The following is a 24039-nucleotide window of genomic DNA, read 5'->3' as shown; positions in this document are numbered from 1 at the left end:
TCGGTGGGCTTCAGAGTCTTGGTTTCCCTCCACCCTGCCACCCAAGTTACGGGGCTCTGGCTCTTACCCCGGCGGGACTGCCTCCCGCTGAACACGTCAGCTTTCTCTGGACGCACGGTTGATGACCAGCTCGAACTTGGTCGGCCGCTCGACCGGCAGATCGCCGGGCTTGGCGCCTTTGAGAATCTTGTCCACGAAGTAGGCGGCGCGGCGATATAGCTCGAGAGTGTTGTGGTCGTAGCCGATCAGGCCGCCAGCTTCGACGAACTGCTTGCTTCCGGCCGAGGGGAGCCGCCTCCTCGCCGCGACATCCGCAATCCTCGCGCTGTTGGCAGTAAATACCGCTTCGTTGGTGATCACGACTGCGTCAACGCGCCTTTGGGCCATCGCCGTGAAGACGCCGTCGAACTCGTCCGGCTGGCGCTCCTCGAAGCGCGACAGACTCACCTTCATTGACTTCGCGACCCCTTCCATGTCATTGAGCTCCGACACGTACGTGGGATTGTCCGGATTCAAGAGGACGGCCACATGGGTCAGGCGCGGCATTGCCGCCTTGAGCAACTCGAGCCGTTTGCCATAGAGCTCCCGGCCAAAGAAGGTGGATCCGGTGACGGTCCCGCCCGGCCGTGCGAGACTGGCGACAGCGCCCACGGCAAGGGCGTCGCCGGAGGCTGCCATGACACAATGGGAATCGTCGTGGTCGCGCGCTTGGCCGCAAGGGTTCCTGGCGTCCCTGAGGTCACGAGGACGTCAACCTTGAGGCGAACCAGCTCGGCGGCAAGATCAGGGAGCCGGTCATAGTTCCCCTCGGCCCACCGGTACTCGATGACGATGTTCTTGCCTTCCACGTACCCGAAGTCACGGAGGCCCGCCCGCAGTGCCTCCAACCGGTTCGCGATACCGGACGCGGAGGTGGGGCCCAGGAACCCAATGCGAGGAGTCCTCACCGGCTGCTGCGCATCGGCAGCGAGCGGCGCCGCGATGAGCGCCAGGACAGCGAGGGCCACTACTATCTGCACGGCAGCCTTCGGCATGAGGATAGGCCACGGCGACCTTATCCGACAGTTGGAACAGCCGCAAGTCCGGGTCGTGGCGGAAGGGACCAGGCGCGCGGTGCGTGCCAGCCACGCTGCCGTCCCGTGCTAGGATACCGGTCGGTGAGCCGCGGACCCTGTGAGGTCGACATGAGGAGATCGCCATGAGCCTGTTCAAGGAGCTGAACCACGTGAGCATCACCGTCACCGACGTCGCCAAGGCGCGAGAGTTCTACACCGGCCTGCTCGGTCTCGAGGAGATCCCGCGGCCGGCCTTCGACTTCCCCGGCATCTGGTACAGCCTCGGCGGCGGCCTCTCGCTGCACATCATCCTGAACGACCAGCTCGTGCGCCCGGCGGTCGAGCGGGAGAAGATCCTGGCGCGTTACGCGCACTTCGCCCTGTGGACCGAGGACGCCGACAGGACCGCGCGTCAGATCTCGGACCTGGGGCTGCCCTGCCGCGACGTCGTCTCCGGGCCGACGGGCCTTCGCCAGGTCTTCGTCAAGGATCCGGACGGCAACATGGTGGAGTTCATCGGCCCGACGAAATCCGCCGCTCCCCGGCGCATGGAGTCCTAGCGGGCGCCCCGGTCACTACCCGTTTCCGCCTCGCACCCGACAATTTTGGGGGCCCGGGGCGCCCCATGCCTCGTAAGTACACGATTCTCTGACCCGCGCGAAGTGGCCCGACCTTTGCTCCGTGATGAAGCAGGACGCGCACTATGCCCACGATCGGAGCCCCTTCGCCCGCGCCGGACGCCCGCGCTCGCATCTTGCTCGTCGACGACGATCCCATGATCACCCAGCTCATCACCGACATGCTCAGTCTCGACGGGTATGAAGTCGAGACCGCGCCCAACGGCGTCGCGGCGCTGGCGAAGATCGAGGGCCGGCGCTACGACCTCATCCTGACCGACCTCCACATGCCCGAGCTGGACGGCGCCGGCCTCTACCGGGAGTTGGCGAAGCGTCAGACACATCCGCCGCAGAAGATCATCTTCCTCACGGGCACCGCGGGGACCTCAGAGGCGCATCGCCTCGTGCAAGAAACCGGTCTGCCGCTGCTGCGAAAGCCCTTCAATGTCGTCGAGCTGCTGGAGCTGGTTCGGAAAGTCCTGAGCGCCGCGTAGTAAGCACTTCTCCCGCCACAACGATCGATAGCGGCCAACGCAGGAGCCGTGTAGACTGAAGACAGTCTTCACACCCACCAAGTGGATTCAGCACGATCCTGGGCCTCGGTCTTCGCCGGGCTCTTCCTGTCGCTCCGCTCCGGGGCTCAATTCACCGCTTACACAGAGGAGAAGGCATGCGGTATCGCTTATTTATCAAGGGCGCGGCGCTCGCGCTGCTGGTGCTGGGAACGGTGGCCGACGCGTTCGCCGGCCCGGCGACCGACCAGCTCAAGCCCGAGATCGACCGGGTCATCGCCGCCATCGAGGATCCGGCGCTGCAGGCCGAATCCAGGACCGCGGATCGGCGCCAGGCCGTCCGGGCCATCACGGCCCGCATCTTCGACTGGACCGCGATGTCCAAGCGGGCCCTGGGAGCCCACTGGGAAGCGCGGACCGCGGACGAGCGCGCGGAGTTCATCCCTCTCTTCCGCGAGCTGCTGGAGCGCGCGCTGCTCGGGAAGATCGAGCAGTACGGCGCCGAGACCGTCGCCTACGTAGAGGAATCGCCGGACGGCGACGACACCATCGTGCGCACCCGGGTCACCCTCAAGCCCACTTGGGAAGTGGGCGTGGACTACCGGATGGCGTGGCAGGGCACCCGGTGGATGATCTCCGACGTGCTGGTCGAGCGCACCAGCCTCGTGCGGAACTTCCGCTCCCAGTTCGACTCCGTCATCAAAAGGTCGTCCTACGAAGAGCTCGTCAAGAAGGTCAGGGCCCGCCTGCCCTGATCGGAGCCCTACCCGAGGGACTTCAGGAACTCCGCGTTGGTCGCGGTGAGGCGGAGGCGCTCGAGCATGGCCTCCATGGCCTGCACCGGCTTGGTGCCGGAGAGCGCGCGACGGAGGAGATGGATCTTCTTCAGTTCGTCCTCGGTGAAGAGGAGCTCCTCGTGGCGGGTGCCGGAGCGGAGGATGTCGATGGCCGGGAAGATGCGGCGGTCGGCCAGCTCCCGGGTGAGATGGAGCTCCATGTTCCCGGTGCCCTTGAACTCCTCAAAGATGATGTCGTCCATCCGGGAGCCCGTCTCGACCAGGACCGTCCCCACGATCGTGAGCGACCCGCCCTCCTCGAGTTTGCGGGCGGCGCCGAAGAAGGCGCGCGGCATCTGGAAGGCGCGGCTGTCGATGCCGCCGGTCATGGTGCGCCCGCGCGAGCTCAGCTCGTTGTTGTACGCGCGCGTCATGCGCGTGAGGGAGTCGAAGAGGACGAGCACGTCCCGCTTCTCGAGCACCAGGCGCTTGGCCTTCTCGAGGACCTGCTCGGTCACCTCGATGTGGCGGCGGTAGGGGTTGTCGTTGCTCGAGGCGACGATCTCCGCCGCCTTGCCGATGGTCATCCGGAAATCCGTCACCTCCTCAGGGCGCTCGTCTACCAAGAGAATGATGACGATTACTTCGGGGTGGTTGGCGAGCACTGCCTTGGCGATGCCTTGCAGCAGCATGGTCTTCCCCGTCCGCGGCTGGGCGACGATGAGCCCGCGCTGGCCCCGGCCGATGGGCGCGACCAGGTCCATCGCGCGCATGGACAGTTCGGACGCCGTGGTCTCGAGCTTCAGCCGCTCGTAGGGCTGGACCGCGGTGAGACTCTCGAAGCCCGAGGTCGCGGCAGCCGGCGGCGGCATCCGTGATGGACCCGGCCCGCGCGACCCGCCGGGCTGGTGCCCTCCCGGCCGGTGGGAGTGGTGAGACCGTCTACTCAACTGTAACGCTCATATCTGAAGACCTCATGGCTGCATGGGTAGGCTGACGAGCCCGGCTCGCACACGGGCTGGAGTGCTCCCCGCAGCACTGCGCTCGGGGTAGCTAACAGTCTAACTCAAAACGCGGGTTTCCGAGTAATCGGTACTGGGCCAAGTTGCGAGCCAGACCAACTCAGCTCTCGCCTCGTGGCTACGCCCCCTCAGCTCGAACGGCCACGCCCGAGGGAGCCAGCTTTGCCTAGCGTACGTGGCAGTTCGAGCTGAGTGGCGCAGCCACGAGGCGAGGGCTGAGACAATTGTACGTTGAGCGTCGCTGGCGACCGAGAACGTGGAAGTTCGAGCTGAGCGGCCCGCCGCGAGGCGAGGGCTGAGTAAATCTGGCGAAGCAAATGGGCCCAGTACCCGCACGGAGCCGCGCCTACCCGGTCCGCGCCAGCAGCGCCAGGATCGCCTCCGCGACCGCCGCCGGCTGCTCGCGCGGCAGGAAGTGACCGCCGCCCGGCACGACCCGGCGCTCGGTGCCGGCCGGGAAGAGCGGCATGTGGCGCTCGGACTGCCGCGCCGGGTCTACCGTGTCCTCGGCCCCGTGCAGCACCGTGGTCGACACGGTGATCGGGGGCCGCTCCGCGAGGTGCCCCTCGAGAGCGTCGAAGCGCGCGTCGCCTCGCGCATGGCCGTGCCGGTGGCGGTAGGAGTGGATCACCACCTCGACGAAGTCGGGGCTGTCGAATGATTGCGCCGTGCGGTCGAAGGTGGCGTCGTCGAAGCGCCAGCTCGGCGACCATTCGTGCCACAGGAGCCGGCAGATCTCGCGCCGGTTCTGCTCGAGTCCCCGGCGGCCGCGCTCGGTGTTGAAGTACCACTGGTACCACTTGGCCCGCTCCTCGGCGGCGGGCGCGGGGCGCGACGGCGCCGTCGTGTTCTGCACGTTGTACCCGCCGATGGTTACCAGCGCGCGCACGCGGGCCGGCGCCACGATCGCGGCGATGCACGCCGCGCGACCGCCCCAGTCGTAGCCGGCCAGCGCGACGCGCGGCAGCGCGAGGGCGTCGATGAAGTCGAGCAGGTCCTGTCCGATCGCCGCCTGCTGGGCCATGCGCAGCGCCGTGGGGTCGAGGAAGCGGGTCGGTCCGTAGCCGCGCAGGTAGGGCACGAGCGCGCGGTGGCCGGCTGCGGCGAGCGCCGGAGCCACGCCGTCCCAGGCGCGCACATCGTCGGGAAACCCGTGCAGGAGGACGACGGGGAAACCTCGCGGATCGCCGTGCGCCTCGTAGGCGATCTCCAAGCCGGGTGTGAGGACCGTGAGCGTCACTACACCCGTTCCACGTCAGGCCGGCCGAACATCCCGTAGGGGCGCACGAACAGCATCGCGATGAGCACGAGATAGGAAGCGACGTTGCTGAAGCCCCCGCCCAGGAGCGGATCGACATACCCCGCCGCCAAGCTCTCCAGCACGCCGACGACGACGGCGCCGGCGAGGGTGCCGGGAATGCTGTCGAGCCCGCCGATGATGACGATCGGGAACACCTTGAGCCCGACGAGCGCCATGCCGAAGCCGCCGCCGGACACGACCGTCCACAGCGTGCCCGCGCAGACCGAGAGAACGCCCACCATGGCCCACGTCAGGGCGAAGTGACGGTTGAGATCGATGCCGACCGCCATGGCGGCCGGCTGGTCGTCCGCGATGGCTCGCAGCGCGACCCCGGTCCTGCTCCGGCTGAAGAACCAGCTCACGGCGGCGACGCAGACCAGAGCGACCCCCGCCCCGACGACCTTGCCGACCGCCACCGGCACGCCGTGCACGACCCGCGGCTCCTGGGGGATCGGAAGCGGGATCGCGGCGGGGATGTCCGCGAACACGAGGGCAGCCGCACCGCGCATCAAGGCGCCGAGCCCGAGCGTGACCATGATCAGGGAGATCAGCGGGCGACCGCCGAGCCGGCGCAGGATCAATCGGTTGAAGGCGAAGGCCAGCGCCACCATGCCGGCGCACGCGGAGCCGAGGGCTCCGGCCAGGCCGAGCCCCAGCGCGTGCAGCCCTGTGGCCACCAGCCGCGAGGCGACCATCGCCCACTCGCCCAGCGCGAAATTGATCATGCGGGACGCCTTGTACACGACCACGAAGGCGAGGGCGATCGGGGCGTAGACGACACCGGCCAGCACCCCATCCACGAACAGGGAAACGAAGAACAGCACGTTCGCTCCCCCGTCGGCGATCAGTCGCGAGGCCGTCCCGCCAGCGCCTTCGCGACCTCCGCCACCGAGGGCCTTGAGGGCGCGTCCTTGTAGCCGGCGAGAGATTCGTAGATCTCCGCGGCGGCCCGAAAGAAGCCGTCGGGAAGCCCGGCGTCATCGAACGTCGCCGCGATCTCCGCCATCTCACCCGTGAATCGCCATGCCTTCCGCGCGGTCTCGCCGGCGGCGCGCTCGGAGCGGGCTCCCAGCTCCGGCTGGCTCCGCGCCCACTCGTCCAACAGCGCTTGGTCGACGCCGGCCCGGATCGCCAGCGCCCGGATGCTCACGAGGAGCGCCGCCGTGCCCTTCGTGTACGCGGCATAGGCCATCTTGAGCGCGGAGGCCGCGCCGGGTCCGCCGTGCAGCGCGATGGCCTCGAGCGGCCCCTGCGCGAACAGGCGGGCGATCCGCCCGGCCTGCTCACCCGAGAGATACAGGCGCGTGGTACCGCGCGCCCGAGCGGGAGGATCGATGATGCCGCCGTCCACGAAGGTGGCGCCGCCGCGCTCGATGATCCGGCCGATGTCCCGCGCTGTCCCCGGGGAGACGGCGTTCCCGTCTACGTAGACGCCGGAGAAGCCCTGGGCCGCCACCACGCGCGCAAGATCGAGGGCCGAATGCGGCGGGCAGACCGAGAGAATCACGCCGCAGGCGGCGCAGAGCGACGCGAGCGTCTTAGCGTCATCGAGCCCGGCCGCGGCGGCGCGCTCCCGGGTCTGCGCGCTCCGCCCCTCGGAGGCCCACAGCACGCGGGAACCTCCGGCGCGCGCCGAGGCTCCTACCGTGACGCCCATCTCTCCCGGGTGCAGGACGCCGATCGTGTGGCTGGTCATCGGGCTCGCTCCTCCTGCCAGAGCAGGTCGCAGTACGCATGGAAACGCAGGATCTGGCCGCCGGGGTAGTAGTACGACAGCTGAGGTCCCGGCTGCCCGCAGATGGCGCACGACTCCAGATCGACCGTGCCGACGTGGACCTGCGCCGGCACGCCCCGCCCGCTCTCGCTCACGAGTGAGCTATCGGCCAAGGTCGGCGGGAGCGCGCCCGCCACCATCAACTCCCGGATCCTCTCGCGAATTTCGCGCTCGTTCATCTCGTTCCCGGCGTGAGTGGGCCGAAGCCCGGCGCGGTCCCCAGCGGCGCGGCCTCTCAGGTCCGGTACGAGGGATCAAGGCGATCGAGGCGCCGGAGCAAGCCCGGCCACACGAGGGCGCCCCTTCCCTGCCCCGGTCTCGCGCCCGCCATGACCTGCCCGTAGGCGCTCTCGATGATCTCCTTCGGCACCGGGATCAGCTCGCCACCGCCCGATTGCGCGCGCACCTGGATCGCGCAGGACGTCTCGAGGTAGTACATCGAGACGAACGCCTCGGCGGCCGTCTCGCCCACGGTCAGCAGCCCATGGTTTCTCAGGATGAGCGAGGTCTTGTCGCCGAGGTCCGCCACGAGGCGCGGCTTCTCGTCGTCACGCAGCGCCGGGCCCTCGAAGTCGTGGTAGCCCAGGCTCGCCAGCACCGAGATCGAGTGCTGCGAGATGGGGAGCAGTCCCGCCCGCTGCGTCGAGACGGCAACGCCGTTGAGCGTATGCGTGTGCAGGACGAACTTGGCATCGTGCCGGGCGGCGTGGATAGCGCTGTGGATGACGAAGCCCGCGGGGTTGACCGAAAACGGCGAGTCCTGGAGCTTCTGCCCCTGCTGATCGATTTTGACCAGGCTCGAGGCCGTCATCTCGTCGAAGAAGACGCCGTACGGATTGATCAGGAACTGGTCCTGCGTGGCCGGCACCCGGGCCGTGATGTGCGTGAACACCAGGTCCTCCCAGCCGTAGCGCGCCACGAGCCGGTAGCAGGCGGCGAGATCCACCCGCACCGCCCACTCTTCGGGCGAGACCTTGTCCCGCAGCGACGGGATGTCGAGAGCCGGATCGGCCATGGGAACCGCCTCCTGTCGATGGGTTCGGAGCACTCACACCTGGCGCAGCGCAGGGTACTGTAGCACAGGACTACCCGCGGCCGACGAAGGGCATCTTCGTCGCCATGACGGTCAGGAACTGAATGTTGGCATCCAGCGGGAGGCTGGCCATGTACACGACCGACCGCGCCACGTTCTGGACGTCCATCGTCGGCTCGACCTCGATGGACCCGTTGGCCTGCGCCACGCCCTTGCTCATTCTCGCCGTCATCTCCGTCGCGGCATTGCCGATGTCGATCTGGCCGCACGCGATGTCGTACTTTCGCCCGTCGAGCGAGGTCGACTTGGTCAGGCCCGTCATCGCGTGCTTCGTCGACGTATACGCGGCCGAGTTCGGCCGCGGGGCGTGCGCCGAGATGGAGCCGTTGTTGATGATGCGCCCGCCGCGGGGCTGCTGGCTCTTCATCATCTTGAAGGCCTCCTGCGTGCACAGAAAGGCGCCGGTCAGGTTGATATCGACCACCGCCTTCCATTGCTCGTACGGCAGGTCTTCGAGCGGCACGGGCGGCGCGCCGATGCCTGCGTTGTTGAACAGCAGATCGAGCCGGCCGAAGGCCTCCTTCGTCCTGGCGAACAGCGCTCGAACCGACGCGGGATCGCTGACGTCGGTCGGCACGACGAGCGCCCGCGAGCCGGTCGACTTCCCCTCCGCGGCCGTCGCCTCCAGCAGATCCTTGCGGCGTCCCGCCAAGGTGACGGCATAGCCTTCCTTGAGGAGCGCCAGCGCGGAGTGCTTGCCGATGCCGGTGCCGGCGCCCGTAACGATCGCGACCCTATTGGATGACGTCATCTCGAAGATATCCTCCTCATCGATCAGGAAGGGCTTCCGTCGTGCAGGAAGGGCTTCCGTCGTGCACAGCAGGCCGCGCGGCCGGCGCTAGACTTCGAGGAAGGCGCGGATGGCGCACGCGAAGGCCTCGGGCTGGTCGAGCGGCACCGGGTGACCGGCGCCCGGAATCTCCACGAGCCGGCCGTCCGGCAGGGCATCGAGCATCCGCTTGGCGACGTCGGCGGAGAGGACGTCGCTGTCGGCCCCGCGCACGAGCAGTGTCGGGGCGGTGATCCGGCGGAGCGGCTCCCAGAGGTCGAGCGTCTCCCGCCGGCCGCCCTGCCGCATCATGTCGCGGAGCGCCTTGTCGTACTTCCACTCGAGCCCGCCGTCGGGGTGAAGCCGCATCCCGTGGCGCACGCGCTCGCGCAGTCCCGCCTCGGGCGCGCGCGGGTTGGCCCGGCGCACGTACTCGATGGCCTCCTCTTCCGACCCGATCCGCTCCGGCGACGCCGCCATCATCTGCCGGATGCGCTCCATCCCCGGCAGGTGTATCTCGGGCCCGATGTCCACGATGCAGAGCCGCTCGATCCGCGCGGCGTGCCCGCCCGCGTACGCGATGCCGACCCGGCCGCCCATCGAGAGCCCCAGCAGCTCGAAGCGCTCGAGCCCGATCGCGTCCACCAACCCCGCGACGTCGCCAGCCATGGTCGCGACGCGGTAGTCGCCGTCCGGCGCGCGGTCACTGTCGCCGTGGCCGCGCTGGTCGAGGGCGATGACGCGCCGATTCGCGGAGAGCTCGCGCCCGAGCGCATCCCAGCTGCGGGCGTGGCTGGTCAGGCCGTGGAGGAGCACGAGCGGGGGCGCCGACTCCGGCCCCCACGTGACGTAGTGAAAGGTGAGACCGCCGACGGTCTTCGAGTGGTCCCGCGGGCCAGTCATAGGCTGCCCCACACCTCGCGCGCCAGCTCGACGCAGAGCGAGAGCTTCGCCCGCTCGTCCTCGACCGCCACGTCATTGCCCTCGACGGTCGAGGAGAAGCCGCACTGGGGACTGACGCAGAGCTGCTCGAGCGCGATGTACTTGGACGCCTCGTCGAGACGCCGCTTGAGGTCGTCCTTCTTCTCGAGGGCGCCCACCTTCGACGTCACGAGGCCCAGGACCACCCGCACGTGCTTGGGCACGTGGCGGAGCGGCGAGAAATCCCCCGAGCGCGCGTCGTCGAACTCGAGAAAGAACCCGTCGTAGGGCAGCTGGTTGAAGATGGTCTCGGCGATCCCGGCGTAGCCCCCCTGGGCGCGCCACGCGGAGCGGAAATTGCCCCGGCAAAGATGCGTGCAGACGGTCAGGTCCTTGGGCCGGTCGCGCAGCGTGGCCCGGATGAGCTCGACCGACAGCGCGAGCTGCGCGTCGGGGTCCTCGCCCTGCGCCCGTCCCCGCGCGCGCATCTCGTCGTCGCACAGGTAGGCGAGGCTGACGTCGTCGAGCTGCAGATAGCGGCAGCCGGCCGCGTAGAGGTCGGCGATCTCCGCGCGATAGGCGGCGGCCAGGTCCTCGACGAACACGTCGAGGTCAGGATAGACCGCCGGATCGATATTGGCGCGCCCGACCTGGGTGTAGAGCATGCAGGGCGACGGGATAGTCAGCTTGGGCGTGCGCGTGGTCGCCGACTTCAGGAACTTGAAGGCCTCGACGAAGATCGGCGTGGGCCGCGTCACCCGGCTGGCGATCCGGAGGTCGGGGCGCGTGAAGAAGCGGTCGCCCTCGCGCCCGTGGAACGTGACGGGCAGCAGCTCGCCTTCGCTGGAGAGACCGCTCAGCTGGAGCAGGAAGTCCATGTGCCAGGACTTCCGGCGCATCTCGCCGTCGGTGATCCCCTGGAGGCCGACGTCCTGCTGAAGCTTCACGCCGTCCCGGATCGCCGCGTCCTCGGCTTTGCTCAGCTCGGCCGCGCTCACCTTGCCCGACTCCCTCTCGAGGCGAAGCGCCTTGAGCGCGGGCGGACGCAGCAGGCTGCCGACGTGATCGGCACGGAACGGCGAACGCGAATCAGCCAAGGTGAGCCTCCAAATAGACGCGGATCAGACCCAGCAGGGCGTCGGTGTGAGGTGTCGGCACGCCGACCATGCCGCCGATCTCGGTCACGGCGGTCACGAGCGCGTCGATCTCGAGGGGTCTGCCCGCTAGGGCGTCCTGCAGCATGGACGTCTTGAAGGCGCCGAGCTTGCGCGTGACGGCGTTGCGGTCCTCGCCGCTCTGGCTGATCGGGCAGCCGAGCCGCTCGCCGATCGCCGCCGCCTCCGCCATGATGGAGACGCTGTAGTGGTTGAGCAGCGGGTCGTCCAGCATGCGATCGCACGTCGCCCCGGTCAGCGCCGAGAGAGGGTTCATCGTCATGTTCCACCACAGCTTGTACCAGATGTCGGCCTGGATGCGCGCGGAAACAGTCGCCTTGAACCCGGCCGATCGCAGGAGCGAAGCGAGCGCCGTGACCCGGGCCGAGAGCGGCGCGCCGCGCTCGCCCCCGGCGGGCTCCCCCCCGCCCAGCTCGCCAACAATCAGCTCGTTGCCGAACCCGTGGCGGACCCGGCCCGGCTCCACCACGGAGCAGGTCGCATGGACCACGCAGCCGCGGTCAGCACCATGGTCTCGCCGCCGAGCAAAGGCAGGATCTTCTCCGCGACCTGGGTCAGCGACGGCCCCCTTGACGGCGAGCACAACCAGGTCCTGCTCGCCGAGCCCGGCGGTGTCTTCAACGACGCGAACCGGCGCAGTCACGAGGGCTCCGGCCTGCTCCAGCCGGAACCCATGAGCCCGGAGCGCCGCCGCGGTGGCCCCCCGCGCGAGCGCGGCGACCTCGGAGCCGCTACGCGAGAGATGCGCGCCGAGGAAGGAGCCGATCGCCCCGGCGCCGACGATGCACACCCTCATGGCGCGCGCTGGCGCTACTTCGCGCCGATGGTGGCCCGGATGCTGCCCAGGTGTTCGTGCACGTGGTTGATCAGGATCCCCTCGATCGCCTGCGCGGCCGTCATGGCCGGCATGCCGGCGAGCACGCTCGCGCTGCGGTCGAGCTCGGCGTCGCTCAACCCGCGGACGAGGGCGCTGGTCTTCTCCCCGTTCGCCTTCAAGAGCGCGAGCGCGGCCGCCTTGGTGACGCCGGCCTGCTCCTTCGCGTGCTTGGCGTTGTTCGCGTGAATCATCTCCCACGTCAGGCCCGGCAAGGGCTGCGCCTTGGCCACCAGGTGGACGAGGCCGCCAACGTTCGCGTGCCCCTCGGCCAGGTGATGGGCCACGACTCCGACCGGCCACTTCTCCGCCGACGTCTCCTTCTTCCAGTCCGCATCACTCAGGCCCTCGACGACCTTGTTGAACTCGGCACACGATTCGTCGAACTTCTTGGCCAGCTGCTCGGCGCGCGCTCCCATGCTGCCTCCTCCGGTAAGGGGTGGTCGGTAAGGGGTGGTCGGAAAGCGGTGGGCGGCGGCTGCCCCAGCGGCCGTCGCATCTGCTCCAGAGCGCTCCATGATAAAGACAACCGGCTTGATCGGCAACCGATGCGGGGCGGAGCCGGCGAAGATCGCGCCGGCGAGCGGGGGCGCTTTCGGCGACGTCAGAGGGGCGAGCTTACGCGTGGAAGCCGGGCGCGAACGGAGACAGTGAAGCGAGCGAAGTCAGTCGCGGGCCTCGGCGATGAACCCCGCCTGCCCGCGCGCCGAGAGGTCCTGGAGCTTCGACACGGCCTCCGGGCGATTGGCGAATGGGCCCACGCGCACCCGCGCCCACACACCCACCCGGTTCCCGGCGGCGTTCGTGAGCCGGGTCTTCGAGATCGTCGCGCCGTCACGGCTGAATCGCTCCGCCAGGTGAGCCGCGGCATCTACCGATTGAAAGACGCCCAGCTGAATCCAGTAGGCGCCCGCCGCCCGGCCACCGCGCGCCGGCCCAGACCTCTCGCGGATTTCGGAGACCTGCGCCGCCACGGGGGCCCGAACTCGCTCCGAGGACGACACTTCGCTGGGGAGCGCCGTGAGATGGATTTCTTGGAAGGTCCTCGGCGACAGAGCCGTCCCAGCCGCCGGCGGCGTGGCTGCCGCATTCGCGCTCCATGGGCTCTGCGTCACCGGCGGAATCCTCGGGATCTGCGGGACCTGCGGTACTGGCGGCGCCGCCTGCGCGGCCGGAACAATTCCCGCGACCTGCGGTGCAGGCGCCGCGACCATGGCGGGCGCGTCAGACTGGCTGCCTCCCAGCCTCGCGAGGACCTCCGAATACGGGTAGGCGGCCAGGACCCGGGTGAACTGCGACCGGTAGTTCGCGATGAGGCTCACCCCATCGATGACCACGTCCTGCACCTTCCAGCGGTCGCCACGGCGAACGAACCAATAGTCGACGGGAAGCTCCAAACCGTTCCGAGTCAGCAGCGAGGTCGCGACGCCTGCCCACTCGTCGCCGATCGACTCGTCGACGTACTGGATCTTCACGCCGTCGGATACGCTGGCCTTCGCGCCGATCATCCCGATGAAGCCGCGCTCGAGGTAGGCGGCGAACAGCCGGACGAACTCGTCCTGCTCGTCCGGAGTTCTCGAAAGCCACGCGGAGCCGAGCGCGAGCGCGGAGGCCCCCCGGAGGTCGAAGATCTCATTGACCAGCTCGCGAACGGCTTGGCGGGGCTGCTCCAGATCGCCGAACGGATCCACGACCTTCAGGACCGCGTTGGCACCCTCGAAGAAGGCTTCCAGCACTGCGGTTGGCGACGTCGCGAGGGCGGGCTGGGCCACGGCCAGCCCAAGCCCCGCAACGAGAGCGAACACTCCGGATCGCCGGGCCCGCATACGCCGGAAGGGTAGTCTAGTTGCCAAACGTGTGCAGGACTTTTCTTGGCTCAGCCGCGCCGGAACTGCAAAGCAACGCCGTTCATGCAATACCGAAGGCCCGTCGGCTTGGGCCCATCGTCGAACACGTGGCCCAGATGCCCTCCGCAGCGGCGGCAGTGCACCTCCGTACGCACGGAAAAGAAGCTCCGGTCCGTGGAGTTCCGGGTCGCCCCCTCGATCGGGGTCCAAAAGCTGGGCCATCCTGTGCGGCTGTCGTACTTCGTGTCTGACGCAAAGAGGGGCAGATCACAGGCGGCGCAGACAAATGTGCCGCCACCGTATTCCTTGTCGAGCAGGCTCGTGCCGGCGCGCTCCGTCCCATGCTTGCGCAGGACATGGAACTGCTCGGGAGTCAGAATCTTTCGCCACTCGGCCTCGGTCTTGGTGATCTCGAACGCTTCGGTCGTCGACATGTCTGCCCCCTCCACGGAGCTTCACTTGAAGATCCTTTTGACGGCTCCCACGGCGTCGTCGATCGGGCCGGTCTTCGGGGCCGGCTGGACGAGCTTCAAGCGTACCTCCGCTGTCTGCCCGGCGACGATCTGCACCTGACGCGCATCGGCCACGAAGCGAGGGTGAATGACCCGAAGGCGGTAGGTGCCCTCCTTGAGCCTCCCGCGGGCCTGCCCCTCGGCCCCCGGCGTCAGCGTGGTCACCACCGCGTCCTTGAGAGTCAGGATCTCCACCGTCGCGTCCGTGACGGGCTTGCCCGTCCGAGCGTCCTGCAGAATAACCACGATCTCACCGATCACGGGCGATCCAGGCCTGGAAAAGTGGAGATACGTATAGAGCCCGACGCTGATGGAGATGAAGCCGGCAATGATCCCGACGATGGCATGGAAGCGCGACAGAGTCAGGTGCTCGCGGAGGGCCTGGACCAGCCGCCGGACCGCGCCGGCAGAAACCTCAGAATCAGTGGGCCCGCGCTCGCCGTCCATGACGCGGCTAGAGTAGCAGGACAGCGGGAGCGGGGGCAATCCGAGCCGCGCGGTCACAGACGCGCGTGCCCCTCCGCGCAGGCGTAGACCTCGACGGGCGTAGCGCGGCCGCGCAGCGCATGCGACGAAGTCCCCCGCGTACAAAGCGGGACGTGCGGCCGGATCTTGACTTATCATACCGGGATTGTGGGAGGGCAGACGCGTGGCTGACGACTGGCAACCCGAACTCGACGAGCTGCGACGCCGTGAGGCCTTTGCCGAGCGGCTCGGCGGCGCGGAGCGCGTCAAGCGGCAGCACGACGAGGGACGCTTGACCATCCGCGAGCGCATCGCGCGCCTGGTCGACCCGGACACCTTCCACGAGGTGGGCAAGATCGCGGGCACGGCGGCGTACGACGCGGACAATGAGCTCGAGAGCCTCACGCCGTCCAACTTCATCTTCGGCCGGGCGCGCGTGGACGGCCGGCCGGTCGTCGTCGGCGGGGACGATTTCACCGTGCGCGGCGGCTCGGCCGACGCGACCATCAAGGGCAAGCACCTCATGTGCGAGCGGATGGCGCAGGAGCTGCGGCTGCCACTCATCCGGTTCGTCGAAGGCTCCGGCGGCGGCGGCTCGGTCAAGACGATCGAGACCACGGGCCGCGCCAACGTCCCCGGCGTCGATGGCTGGGAGACCGTGGTGGACAACATGGCCATCGTCCCCCGCGTGGCGCTCGGTCTCGGCTCCGTGGCGGGGCTCGGCGCCGCGCACCTGGCCGCAGCGCACTATTCGCTGATGGTCAAGGGCACGTCCGCGCTCTTCGTCGCGGGCCCGCCCGTTGTCGAGCGGATCGGCCAGAAGCTGACCAAGATGGAGCTCGGCGGCTGGGAGATCCAGCTCAAGGCCGGCGCCGTCGACGACGCCGTCGACACGGAGGAGGAGGCCTTCGCGCGCGCGCGACGCTTCCTCTCCTACCTGCCGTCATCGATCGATGACGTGCCGCCCCGCGGGCCCCGCACGGACGACCCGAGCCGCCGTGAAGACTGGCTCTTCGGCGCGATCCCGCGCAACATCCGCAAGACGTACCGTATGCGCCCGATCGTCGAGGCCGTGGTGGACCGCGGCTCGTTCTTCGAGATCGCCCCGCTCTACGGCCGCGCGGTCATCACGGGGCTCGCCCGGCTGGACGGCTGGCCGGTCGCCGTCATGGCGAGCGACCCGACGCACTACGGCGGCGCCTGGACGGCCGACACCTGCCAGAAGGTCGAGCGCTTCGTGGACACGGCGCAGACCTTCCACCTGCCGGTGGTCTACCTCGTGGACTGCCCGGGCTTCCTCATCGGCCTCGAGGCCGAGCGCACGGGGACGATCAAGCAGGGCGTGCGCGCGATGTCGGCCATGTGGCAGACCTCCGTGCCCTGGTGCGCGGTGATCGTGCGGAACGCCTTCGGCGTCGCGGGGGCGGCGCATCGAAACGGCCGGCGCTACTGTACGCGCTACGCGTGGCCGTCCGGCCGCTGGGGCTCGCTGCCCCTCGAGGGAGGGATCGAGGCGGCCTACCGCGCCGACCTCGACGCTGCGCCCGACCGCGAGAAGAAAATGGCCGAGATCGCGGCGCGGCTCAACAAGCTCCGCTCGCCGTTCCGCTCGGCCGAGACGTTCTGGATCGAGGAGATCGTCGACCCCCGCGACACCCGACCGCTGCTCTGCGACTTCGCCGAGCTCGCGGCCCCGCTCCGCCGCCCCGGCCCTTCTTCGCACGGCATGCGCCCCTAGATCGCAGCGAGGACGTGTGGGGCAAGCTGCCCCATTGATGGGATCATTGGATGATCTCATCCGCGCGGAGCAGGACCGTCCTGGGAGGATTCTGCGCTCGCGGGTGCAGGACGTCGATCGCCCACGCTACATTCAACCGCTCCCCGAGCCAGCCGGGACACGCCGTCCGCGGATTGAGGCGCAGGCCTTGGGAGTCGTGACACGCGCGGAGAGCTTCGACGGGATCAGCGGGTACTGGAGTAGGCGGCGGCACCTCGGGCAGCGGGCGGCCGTCCGGCCGCAGGAACCGGAGCGCCCCGTCGGGCCCGCGCGCGACCTGGAAGCCCTCCTCGTGCACCGCTCGGTGATGCCGGCGGCAGAGGAGCGCGAGGTTCGACAGCGTCGTCGGCCCGCCGTGCGCCCAGTGGCGGAGATGATGCCCCTGGCCATTGCTCACGCCGCAGCCCGGGAAGCGGCAGCCACGGTCCCGATGGTGGAGCGCCCGCCGTAAGGCGGGGGGAATCGTCCGGGTCCGGGCCCCAATCTCGACCACGCGGCCCTCCTCGTCATGGCGCATCACCACCCGGCTGGCGTCGCAGGCCAGGCGCCGCGACGTTTCCGCGGAAACGCGCGCGCCCTCCTCGAGGACGGACTGGCCCGGCTGATCCGGCTCGGCCAGGGCCTGGGCGTCGATGTGGACCACCACCTGGTAGCGCTCGCCCGGGGCGCCCGGATCGAGCCCGTGGTGCAGGGCCGTCTCCGCGAGGAGGGCCAGCGCGTCGGCCTGACGCTGGGTCATCGTGGGCGTTTCCGCGGAAACGTTTCCGCCCCCAGCCTCTCCCTCCGGCACGCGGGCCCGCTGGTACAGGGCCTCCCGAGCGGCGGCCAGCGCCTGGATGAGGAGCGCCCCCACTTCAGGCTCGAGCCGCCCCCTGAGGACCACCATGCCGTCCTCGTCCTGGTGCACGTGGAGGGCTCGGCTCGCATGCCGCAGGGTGGTCTCCCGAGCCTCGGCCCGCCGGTCTACACACCGCCAGCCGCGGACGATCCGCTCGACGTGAGCGGCCGTGCCCGCGCGCGCCACCCCCAGGAGCCGCGCTTCCGTCTCGGGCGTGGCCACCCGGGTGAGGGCGCGGACCTTGGCGTACGACAGCTGCCCGCCGGCAAGGGCCTGGGCGAGGAGCGGCAGCGTCTCGAGGGAGCGCGCGACCCGGACCCGTTCACGGGCCGCGCCAAGGTCGAGCCCCACCCGCCAGGAGAGCCAGGCGGCACAGGAGCGGAAGCCCGTGTTCCAACCTCCGCGTGCGTCGAACTCCCGGATCAGGGCGAGCAGGCGCGCGGTGGCGGCGTCGAGGTGCGCGGAGAGTTCGGCGATCTCGTCGCCGAGCCGGTCGAGCGCCGCGACGCGATCCGGAGTGGGGAAGACAGTTGACTCGTGGCTCTGCATGGCGAGCCCTCCTGCGCTGACTCTACACCCCGGTTTCCGCGCCTCCGTGGAGCGCCCTGGACATGCGTTCTTGAGACGGGGAATTATTTTCCCATCGGCCCTGCGCGATTGTGCGCAGCGCAGCGAGTATGGGCCGCTGGCGCGGCACTTTCAGAGCGCTGCCGCCACGTGAGCAATCGGCCCCGCAGAAGCTGTCAAGCGGAAAAACGCGGAACCAGCACAACGGCCTTGGTGTATCCAGCTACGTACACAGGGCGATCCATCATTGAATCGCTTCGTCGGCGCGCAGGACTGGACGGTTACTAGAGGCGGCGGTTCACGAGGTCGCGCGCCGCGAGCAACAGCACTGCGGCGGCGATCCAGGCGAGCGCGCCGTCGAAGACGAAGGCCCCGGGCAGGCTCAGCGCGGCGAGACCACCGGTGGCCAGCGGGCTGAGCGCCGTGCCGAACTGGACACCGAGCGCGAGCCAGCCGAAGGCGGCGCCGCGGGTCTCGCTCGGAGCCAGGTGGCCGCCGAGCGAGTAGGCCAGCGTCACCGCGCCGCCCAGCGAGAAGCCGACTAGGCAGCGCAGGACGAGTAGGTGGATCCACGTGTCCGACCACGCCATGAGCGCGCACGGGACCCCGCCCGTCACGCAGCCGAGCAAGAGCAGCCGCGCGATCGGCCAGCGCTGAGCAAGCCGCCCGGCCACGCTGGCCGAGATCGTCCCGCACACGGCGGAAACCGAGATGATGACGCCCGAGATCGCGGCGATCTGCCCGACACCGGGCAGGTCGGCGACTTTCAGCGGAATCAGAAGGGCGAGCCCCCGGTCGATGAACTGGCAGATCAAGAGCAACGCCAGAACGAGCGGGAGATGCGGCAGGCGGAAGAGCTCTCGAAGGGAAAGGTGGGGCGGCCGCTGCCTTGCCTCCCCCGTCCCTCCGGGCCTCTCCTCCTTGAAGAGGACGATCAGCCCGACGAGCGCCAGGGCGCACAGGCCCGCCGTCACGAAGAAGGCGAAGCGGATCCCGAAGTGTGAGGCCACGTAGCCGCCGGCGACAGGTCCCACGGCCACGCTCAAGAGCTGGGCCGACTGGACCCTCCCGATCGCTACCGGCACCTTGTCGCGAGGACATGACACGCTCGCGACGGCCATCGCCATCACCGAGAAGCCCGCGAAGACGCCCTGGAGCAGTCGCGCGATGAACAGCTGGTAGACGGATGTCACGAGCCCCATGGCGGCGATGATGACGACGAAGCCCGCGAGCGACCGTATCAGCATGAGCTTGCGGCCGACGCGATCCGAGAGCCGGCCCCAGAGCGGGCCGAGCAGGGCCGACACGGCGGGCGTGACGGCCAGCAGCACGCCCGACCAGACGGCGATCTGCGCCGGGTCGGTGACGCCCAGCTCGTGGACGTAGAGCGGCAGGAACGGGGAGAAGAACTGGAACCCGAGAAAGGCCGTGAAGACAACGAGCGCCAGCGCCCACACGTTGCGCTGCCAGCTCTCGGGCTCGGAGCGTGGCATCGGCTAGTTGGTTGTCACGCGCTTGGCGTTTCTCAATCGAGCCGAGCTATCGCCGCCAGATCGGTGACCACGAAGCCGCCATCTCCTGGCGGCACGCACTGGCCAACTCGAGCACCCCTACTTGGAGCGAGCTGGACGACTCCTTTGCGCGAAGCTTTGCCCCGAAGGCAACCATGGCGTGAGTCACCTTTTGGTTCGCAACCAGCCCCATGACGCCCCAGTAGAGCTGCCAGAACTGCAGAGTCTTGGCCTCAGCGGCAGCGGCGCCGGCGTCTGCCGTCGCGATGAAGGCAGCGGTCACGACGGCCTCCTCGCACAATTTCAGTTTTCTCTCGAGGTAGGGCTTGGCGGCCTCGACTGAGTGGTTCACCACGAACTGAGCGCCCGCCAACAGCAGTCCGCCCAACGCCGCGACGGAGCCAACAACCTTGAGTCCGTATTCGAGCTTCTCGCCAAACATGGGCACTCTCCTTAAGACGACAGAGAAGAAGTTCGAGGCACGTCAGAGGGGGCGACAGGGCGCCGCCCCCTCGTTGAATCTGAATGGCAGGCTCGACGGGATTTGAACCCGCGACCTCTGGATTGACAGTTCGCACCGCCGATCGCGGCCGGTGCCCGCCTTCTCAACGAGTTGCTCCCTCGCCGGCGCCTGGACTGTGTAGCGGCAAGTGACGGCCAGTTGCGCCTTGTCACGCGGGGTGGGTGACAATCCCGGTGACAGGGGCAATCTGCACTGGCCGATGTCCCTGCCGGCCCAGCCCTCCGGCGGATCCAGTTCTGATGGCGTGCCGGCGCCGCGGGGGCGTGCCTGGGCGCTGATGGGAGGCGACTTCAGCTCGCGCCGCGCACGCGGAATCCCTCGCGCTCCGCGGCCGCAGCCTGGGGCTGGTCGAAGGTGACGAACTCCAGCGCGGCGGGATCGTCGCCGGCAACGACGAGGGCCGCGCCGATCTGCAGCGCGTCGGCAGCCCTGATCGCATGGGTGTCCACCACGCGCTCCGCGTGCCGCCGAACGACCTCCACCGCGGTCACCTCGGACCAGCGCGGCCAGGCCGCCAGGATCTCCCGCTTGGCCCCCAGGAGCCGCCGCGCGGCGGCTGGCTCCTCGCGCCGGCGGCGCGCCAGCGCTGACAGCAGCTCGACGCGGGTCAGGGTCCAGACCACGACGGCGGGATCGGCACGGAGCAGACGCTCCGCCAGCGCGGTGCCGCGCTCGGCCACGACCAGCGGGATGAGGGCGGAGGTGTCCCAGAACCTCACCACCCCGCCCCGCGCTCGGCCAGCAGGTCCTTGAGCACGCTGCCCCGCAGGCGGGGAGGCTTGCGCTTCCCGAGCCACTCGGGGAGGCCCCCAGACCCGCGCCGGATCAGGCCCCGCCGCTCGAGCCGCGCCAGCCGCCCGTCGTGGCCGCGGGAACCCCCTGTCGGCCGCGCGAGGGGAACGATCTGGGCGATGGGCTGATTCCGGTCCAGGACCAGCACGGACTCTCCGCTCCGGACGTGATCGAGGTAGCGGGACAGGTGGTTCTTGAGCTCGGCGATCTTGGCCTTCTTCATATGGCCATGTTAGCCATGTTGGGAGGGACGGTCAAGGGTCACGGCAAGGACCCCACCGCGGCTTCCTCCTGGTTCGCGGCCTCCGGCCTCCCCCCGAGGCGGTAGGCCGCCGCCTCGGAGTGAGGCCTCCCTTGACGCCGCCGCCGTCCCGGCCCAGTATCGCGTCCGGGCACCTGCACCCGTCAACGGGCCATCGCGGAGAGCAAACCGCGGTCTGCCGGAGAGAGGAACATGGATGAGACGACTGCGCTCGTGACCCTCGCGACCTCCCCTGCCGAGTCCGAGGCGTATCAGATGCTGCTCGCGCGGGCGCATCGGAAGACGGGAGCCATTCCCCCGGAGCTGGTCGTCCGGCACGTCCTGGCCGTCACGGCGGGAGCGGACTGGCCCGTGCGGCGCGAAGCGCTCGAGGCGCTGCTCCGCCGGTTCGCCTTCGGACAGGCCGACAGGCTGCAGATCGTTACCCGGCCGGGCGGCGGGGGACCCCTTGGCCTCTACGCGACGCGACGGCAGGGCTCGCCCGCGCGCCCCTACCGCACCCTGCTCCGGTGCGTGGAGCCCATCGAGGGCAGCTGCAGCTGCCCCGACTTCCTCCGCAGCTCGCTCGGCCTGTGCAAGCACCTCCTCGCCGTGCTGGAGGACATCGCCTCGAAGCCGCGCGCCGTCGAGCGGGCCCGGCGCGCGGCCGCTCCTGATGCAGGGCCGCTGCGCTGGGATCCGATTCGCCCCCTCACAGGCGGGGGCGACTGGCTGGCGCGGATCCGCTGGATGGACGGGCTCCCCGCGCCCCGTCTCCGGCGATGGCTGCGCCCGGCCACGGAGGGTGGCTTCACGACCGAGATCCCCGAGGCGCCGGCGCGGCGGCTCGAGCTCGTGGACAACCTCCTCGGCGTGCTCGGGAACGATCAGGGCGAGCCCGCGCTCCACGCCTTGCTCCTGGAGGATCGACGGCGCACCGCGCGTGCCGTCCAGGGCGGCCGGGATCTGCACCGCTTCACGCAGGCGATCCGCTCTCTCAAGCAGCCACTCTACCCCTACCAGCGCGAGGCCGTGGAGCGGTTCCTCTCGAACGGGCGGCTCCTGCTCGCCGACGACATGGGCCTCGGCAAGACCGCGCAGGCGATCGCCGCCTGCCACGCCCTGTGGCGCACCGGCCGCGTCCGCCGGGGGTTGGTGGTCGTCCCGGCCGCGCTCAAGCCCCAGTGGCTGCGCGAGTGGCAGCTCTTCACCGACGCGCCCGCAGCCGTGGTCGACGGCAACCCCGCCCAGCGCCGGGCGGCGTTCGAGGCGTGCCGCCGCGGGTTCCTCGTCTCGAACTACGAGCAGCTCGTCCGCGATCTGGATCTCGTCCGCGCCTGGGGACCGGATCTCGTCGTCCTCGACGAGGCGCAGCGGATCAAGAACTGGGCCACCAAGACCGCGCTGACGGTGAAGCAGCTCGATCCGCCCTATCGCCTCGTGCTCACCGGGACGCCGATGGAGAACCGGCTCGACGAGCTCGCGTCCATCGTGGAGTGGGTGGACGATCTCGCGCTGGAGCCGAAATGGCGGCTGGTCCCCTGGCACACGACGCCGGTGGACGGCAGGACCGAGATCGGCGGCGCGCGGCACCTCGACACCCTGCGCCTCCGGCTGGCCGGCTGCATGATCCGTCGCGTCCGCCGCGAGGTGCTTCCCCAGCTCCCGGCGCGCACGGACACGCGGATCCCCCTGGAGATGACGGCCGAGCAGGTCGAGGAGCACGACGCCCTCAACCAGCCGATCGCCCAGATCCTGGCGCGGGGGAAGCGCCGGCCGCTCACCCAGGCGGAGTTCCTCAGGCTCATGTCGCTGCTCACCACCCAGCGCATCATCGCGAACGGTCTGGCACAGCTGCGCTTCGAGGAAATCTGGCCTGACCTCTCGCGGCTGCCGCGGCCCACGGAGGCCACGCTCAAGGGGCTGGCGAGCCCGAAGCTCCTCGAGCTGCGGGAGCTGATCGGGCAGATCGTCCTCGACCAGGAACGCAAGGTGGTCGTGTTCAGCCAGTGGCGCCGCATGCTCCGCCTGGCGGACTGGGCCACCCGCGACGTCCTTGCCCGGGGCCAGGTCCGGGCGGCGTTCTTCACCGGCGGCGAGGGCCAGAAGCGCCGGACCCAGAACATTGTTGAGTTCCACGATGATCCCGCCTGCCGCGTCCTCTTCGCCACCGATGCGGGCGGCGTGGGCCTCAACCTGCAGCGCGCCGCGAGCGTCTGCATCAACATCGAGCTGCCGTGGAACCCGGCCGTGCTCGAGCAGCGGATCGGGCGGATCTACCGTCTGGGGCAGCGCCGACCCATCGACGTCTACCACCTGATCAGCGAGCCGGGCATCGAGTCACGGATCGCCGACCTCGTGGGCACCAAGCAGGCCCTGTTCGCGGGGCTCTTCGATGGGACCACCGACGAGGTGACCTTCGAGCGCTCGGGCAGCTTCCTCGCCCGGATCGAGCGGCTGGTCGGCCCCGCCCTCGCGCTTCCGGGGCGAGAGGGTGCGACCACCGAGTCGGACGCACTCGCGTCGGACGACGCCGCCGCCGAGCGCGAGATCGATGCCCTCGTGACGGCGGGGGACGAGTCCGGCGACGCGCCAGCCCCGGCCGTGTCCGGTCCGGGGCCGCTGCCCTCGGCGGCCGAGGTGCAGCGGCTCTTCGCTGGGCTCACGGTACAGCGGGCGGCACACGGCGGTCTCGTGATCGAGGCGCCCCCCGAGACCGCCTCGACGCTCGCCGCCCTCTTCTCCGGAATAGCCCAGCTCCTCCAGGCCGCGGCACCGGCCGCGGCCGCACCGCCCGCCCCCAACCCGCGCGTCGCCACCCCGCCGCAAGCCCCCATGTGACAGCAGGCGCTTGAGCACGCCGGCTGCCGCCATGCTCGACGCCCAAAGGTGTCCGATTCCATTCGGCGGGATCTGGCGTGGGCCGCGAGTGCGCTCCACAAGGCGATCGGTAGCGTGGGGTCCGCGGGAAGGAGGCTCGACCGGCGCCCATGGATCGCGACAGGGGCCTCGGCGCATACAAGATCGTGCTCTATCCTGAGCGCTCAATGACAGCAAAGAAGGCATTTCGGTGACAAT

24 protein-coding genes and 1 pseudogene are annotated in these 24039 nt (G+C 69.6%); 5 read left to right on the top strand and 20 right to left on the bottom strand.

Translation table 11 applies throughout. The annotated features are described in order from the left end of the window. Positions 1–96: 96 nt before the first annotated feature. The gene (locus Q7W02_07895; GenBank protein MDO8476107.1) at positions 97–678 is read right to left on the bottom strand and encodes an ABC transporter substrate-binding protein; all 582 of its coding nucleotides are present in this window, start codon (positions 676–678) and stop codon (positions 97–99) included. Positions 679–1198: 520 nt separating this feature from the next. On the opposite strand from Q7W02_07895, the gene Q7W02_07890 reads away from it, so the two are divergent. From Q7W02_07890 to Q7W02_07880, 3 genes are all read left to right on the top strand, one after another. Then, positions 1199–1615 carry a VOC family protein gene (locus tag Q7W02_07890; protein MDO8476106.1) on the top strand — a complete coding sequence of 139 codons (417 nt, stop codon included), beginning with the start codon at positions 1199–1201 and terminating at the stop codon, positions 1613–1615. A gap of 143 nt (positions 1616–1758) precedes the next feature. Further along, positions 1759–2166: a response regulator gene (locus Q7W02_07885; protein ID MDO8476105.1), complete on the top strand. Its 408-nt coding sequence runs from the start codon at positions 1759–1761 to the stop codon at positions 2164–2166. A gap of 176 nt (positions 2167–2342) precedes the next feature. Continuing rightward, positions 2343–2939: an ABC transporter substrate-binding protein gene (locus Q7W02_07880; protein MDO8476104.1), complete on the top strand. Its 597-nt coding sequence runs from the start codon at positions 2343–2345 to the stop codon at positions 2937–2939. An 8-nt stretch (positions 2940–2947) separates the two neighbouring features. Here the strand turns inward: Q7W02_07880 and rho are convergent, their stop codons facing one another. From rho to Q7W02_07810, 14 genes and pseudogenes are all read right to left on the bottom strand, one after another. Then, positions 2948–3832, bottom strand: coding sequence for a transcription termination factor Rho (rho, locus tag Q7W02_07875; GenBank protein ID MDO8476103.1), 885 nt, complete (start codon positions 3830–3832; stop codon positions 2948–2950). A gap of 496 nt (positions 3833–4328) precedes the next feature. Further along, on the bottom strand, positions 4329–5222 hold the full coding sequence (locus Q7W02_07870; GenBank protein MDO8476102.1) for an alpha/beta hydrolase: 894 nt from the start codon (positions 5220–5222) through the stop codon (positions 4329–4331). Continuing rightward, positions 5222–6106: a branched-chain amino acid ABC transporter permease gene (locus tag Q7W02_07865; protein MDO8476101.1), complete on the bottom strand. Its 885-nt coding sequence runs from the start codon at positions 6104–6106 to the stop codon at positions 5222–5224. Before Q7W02_07865 ends, Q7W02_07870 begins: the two co-directional genes overlap by 1 nt. A 20-nt stretch (positions 6107–6126) precedes the next feature. Next, entirely contained in the window at positions 6127–6978 is an 852-nt protein-coding gene (locus Q7W02_07860; GenBank protein ID MDO8476100.1) for a DUF1932 domain-containing protein, read from the bottom strand. Then, complete coding sequence (locus Q7W02_07855; GenBank protein MDO8476099.1) at positions 6975–7235, bottom strand: hypothetical protein; 261 nt, start codon at positions 7233–7235, stop codon at positions 6975–6977. Before Q7W02_07855 ends, Q7W02_07860 begins: the two co-directional genes overlap by 4 nt. A 56-nt stretch (positions 7236–7291) precedes the next feature. Continuing rightward, positions 7292–8071: a class II aldolase/adducin family protein gene (locus Q7W02_07850; protein ID MDO8476098.1), complete on the bottom strand. Its 780-nt coding sequence runs from the start codon at positions 8069–8071 to the stop codon at positions 7292–7294. Positions 8072–8141: 70 nt separating this feature from the next. Beyond that, positions 8142–8900: an SDR family oxidoreductase gene (locus tag Q7W02_07845; protein ID MDO8476097.1), complete on the bottom strand. Its 759-nt coding sequence runs from the start codon at positions 8898–8900 to the stop codon at positions 8142–8144. Between the two features lie 87 nt (positions 8901–8987). Next, positions 8988–9821 carry an alpha/beta fold hydrolase gene (locus Q7W02_07840; protein ID MDO8476096.1) on the bottom strand — a complete coding sequence of 278 codons (834 nt, stop codon included), beginning with the start codon at positions 9819–9821 and terminating at the stop codon, positions 8988–8990. After that, on the bottom strand, positions 9818–10936 hold the full coding sequence (locus Q7W02_07835; GenBank protein MDO8476095.1) for a 5-methyltetrahydropteroyltriglutamate--homocysteine S-methyltransferase: 1119 nt from the start codon (positions 10934–10936) through the stop codon (positions 9818–9820). Before Q7W02_07835 ends, Q7W02_07840 begins: the two co-directional genes overlap by 4 nt. After that, positions 10929–11810, bottom strand: a pseudogene (locus Q7W02_07830) (2-dehydropantoate 2-reductase). The gene Q7W02_07835 and the pseudogene Q7W02_07830 overlap by 8 nt, the downstream one beginning before the upstream one ends. 14 nt (positions 11811–11824) lie before the next feature. Next, positions 11825–12307 carry a DinB family protein gene (locus Q7W02_07825; GenBank protein ID MDO8476094.1) on the bottom strand — a complete coding sequence of 161 codons (483 nt, stop codon included), beginning with the start codon at positions 12305–12307 and terminating at the stop codon, positions 11825–11827. A 246-nt stretch (positions 12308–12553) separates the two neighbouring features. Next, positions 12554–13693 (bottom strand): ABC transporter substrate-binding protein, encoded by a 1140-nt coding sequence (locus Q7W02_07820; protein MDO8476093.1) that lies wholly within the window; start codon positions 13691–13693, stop codon positions 12554–12556. Between the two features lie 71 nt (positions 13694–13764). Next, the gene (gene msrB, locus Q7W02_07815; GenBank protein MDO8476092.1) at positions 13765–14169 is read right to left on the bottom strand and encodes a peptide-methionine (R)-S-oxide reductase MsrB; all 405 of its coding nucleotides are present in this window, start codon (positions 14167–14169) and stop codon (positions 13765–13767) included. Positions 14170–14190: 21 nt separating this feature from the next. Beyond that, positions 14191–14751: a carboxypeptidase-like regulatory domain-containing protein gene (locus Q7W02_07810; protein ID MDO8476091.1), complete on the bottom strand. Its 561-nt coding sequence runs from the start codon at positions 14749–14751 to the stop codon at positions 14191–14193. Between the two features lie 145 nt (positions 14752–14896). On the opposite strand from Q7W02_07810, the gene Q7W02_07805 reads away from it, so the two are divergent. Further along, the gene (locus Q7W02_07805; protein MDO8476090.1) at positions 14897–16450 is read left to right on the top strand and encodes a carboxyl transferase domain-containing protein; all 1554 of its coding nucleotides are present in this window, start codon (positions 14897–14899) and stop codon (positions 16448–16450) included. A 43-nt stretch (positions 16451–16493) separates the two neighbouring features. On the opposite strand, the gene Q7W02_07800 is transcribed toward Q7W02_07805, so the two are convergent. From Q7W02_07800 to Q7W02_07780, 5 genes are all read right to left on the bottom strand, one after another. Next, entirely contained in the window at positions 16494–17876 is a 1383-nt protein-coding gene (locus Q7W02_07800) for a DUF222 domain-containing protein (GenBank protein MDO8476089.1), read from the bottom strand. Positions 17877–18178: 302 nt separating this feature from the next. Then, the gene (locus Q7W02_07795) at positions 18179–19387 is read right to left on the bottom strand and encodes an MFS transporter (GenBank protein ID MDO8476088.1); all 1209 of its coding nucleotides are present in this window, start codon (positions 19385–19387) and stop codon (positions 18179–18181) included. A 46-nt stretch (positions 19388–19433) separates the two neighbouring features. Continuing rightward, positions 19434–19847 (bottom strand): hypothetical protein, encoded by a 414-nt coding sequence (locus tag Q7W02_07790; GenBank protein ID MDO8476087.1) that lies wholly within the window; start codon positions 19845–19847, stop codon positions 19434–19436. Positions 19848–20218: 371 nt separating this feature from the next. After that, on the bottom strand, positions 20219–20647 hold the full coding sequence (locus tag Q7W02_07785) for a type II toxin-antitoxin system VapC family toxin (GenBank protein MDO8476086.1): 429 nt from the start codon (positions 20645–20647) through the stop codon (positions 20219–20221). Next, the gene (locus tag Q7W02_07780) at positions 20644–20943 is read right to left on the bottom strand and encodes a type II toxin-antitoxin system prevent-host-death family antitoxin (GenBank protein ID MDO8476085.1); all 300 of its coding nucleotides are present in this window, start codon (positions 20941–20943) and stop codon (positions 20644–20646) included. The genes Q7W02_07785 and Q7W02_07780 overlap by 4 nt, the downstream gene beginning before the upstream one ends. 231 nt (positions 20944–21174) lie before the next feature. Here Q7W02_07780 and Q7W02_07775 point away from each other — a divergent pair, with 231 nt between their 5' ends. Further along, positions 21175–23802 carry a DEAD/DEAH box helicase gene (locus Q7W02_07775; GenBank protein MDO8476084.1) on the top strand — a complete coding sequence of 876 codons (2628 nt, stop codon included), beginning with the start codon at positions 21175–21177 and terminating at the stop codon, positions 23800–23802. The last annotated feature ends 237 nt before the right edge of the window (positions 23803–24039 follow it).

It is taken from the genome of Candidatus Rokuibacteriota bacterium (assembly GCA_030647435.1).
Classification (GTDB): domain Bacteria; phylum Methylomirabilota; class Methylomirabilia; order Rokubacteriales; family CSP1-6; genus AR37.
The sequence above is the reverse complement of the archived record's forward strand: the minus strand, read 5'-3'. Positions and strand labels throughout refer to the sequence as shown.

What these genes read in the sequence shown, in the direction of transcription:
- Q7W02_07780 (MDO8476085.1), bottom strand. Translation starts at nt 20,943, where the DNA reads ATGAAGAAGGCCAAGATCGCCGAGCTCAAGAACCACCTGTCCCGCTAC.
- Q7W02_07845 (MDO8476097.1), bottom strand. Translation starts at nt 8,900, where the DNA reads ATGACGTCATCCAATAGGGTCGCGATCGTTACGGGCGCCGGCACCGGC.
- Q7W02_07800 (MDO8476089.1), bottom strand. Translation starts at nt 17,876, where the DNA reads ATGCAGAGCCACGAGTCAACTGTCTTCCCCACTCCGGATCGCGTCGCG.
- Q7W02_07890 (MDO8476106.1), top strand. Translation starts at nt 1,199, where the DNA reads ATGAGCCTGTTCAAGGAGCTGAACCACGTGAGCATCACCGTCACCGAC.
- Q7W02_07790 (MDO8476087.1), bottom strand. Translation starts at nt 19,847, where the DNA reads ATGTTTGGCGAGAAGCTCGAATACGGACTCAAGGTTGTTGGCTCCGTC.
- Q7W02_07855 (MDO8476099.1), bottom strand. Translation starts at nt 7,235, where the DNA reads ATGAACGAGCGCGAAATTCGCGAGAGGATCCGGGAGTTGATGGTGGCG.
- Q7W02_07795 (MDO8476088.1), bottom strand. Translation starts at nt 19,387, where the DNA reads ATGCCACGCTCCGAGCCCGAGAGCTGGCAGCGCAACGTGTGGGCGCTG.
- Q7W02_07840 (MDO8476096.1), bottom strand. Translation starts at nt 9,821, where the DNA reads ATGACTGGCCCGCGGGACCACTCGAAGACCGTCGGCGGTCTCACCTTT.
- msrB (MDO8476092.1), bottom strand. Translation starts at nt 14,169, where the DNA reads ATGTCGACGACCGAAGCGTTCGAGATCACCAAGACCGAGGCCGAGTGG.
- Q7W02_07850 (MDO8476098.1), bottom strand. Translation starts at nt 8,071, where the DNA reads ATGGCCGATCCGGCTCTCGACATCCCGTCGCTGCGGGACAAGGTCTCG.
- Q7W02_07825 (MDO8476094.1), bottom strand. Translation starts at nt 12,307, where the DNA reads ATGGGAGCGCGCGCCGAGCAGCTGGCCAAGAAGTTCGACGAATCGTGT.
- Q7W02_07775 (MDO8476084.1), top strand. Translation starts at nt 21,175, where the DNA reads ATGGATGAGACGACTGCGCTCGTGACCCTCGCGACCTCCCCTGCCGAG.
- Q7W02_07880 (MDO8476104.1), top strand. Translation starts at nt 2,343, where the DNA reads ATGCGGTATCGCTTATTTATCAAGGGCGCGGCGCTCGCGCTGCTGGTG.
- rho (MDO8476103.1), bottom strand. Translation starts at nt 3,832, where the DNA reads ATGCCGCCGCCGGCTGCCGCGACCTCGGGCTTCGAGAGTCTCACCGCG.
- Q7W02_07895 (MDO8476107.1), bottom strand. Translation starts at nt 678, where the DNA reads ATGGCAGCCTCCGGCGACGCCCTTGCCGTGGGCGCTGTCGCCAGTCTC.
- Q7W02_07860 (MDO8476100.1), bottom strand. Translation starts at nt 6,978, where the DNA reads ATGACCAGCCACACGATCGGCGTCCTGCACCCGGGAGAGATGGGCGTC.
- Q7W02_07885 (MDO8476105.1), top strand. Translation starts at nt 1,759, where the DNA reads ATGCCCACGATCGGAGCCCCTTCGCCCGCGCCGGACGCCCGCGCTCGC.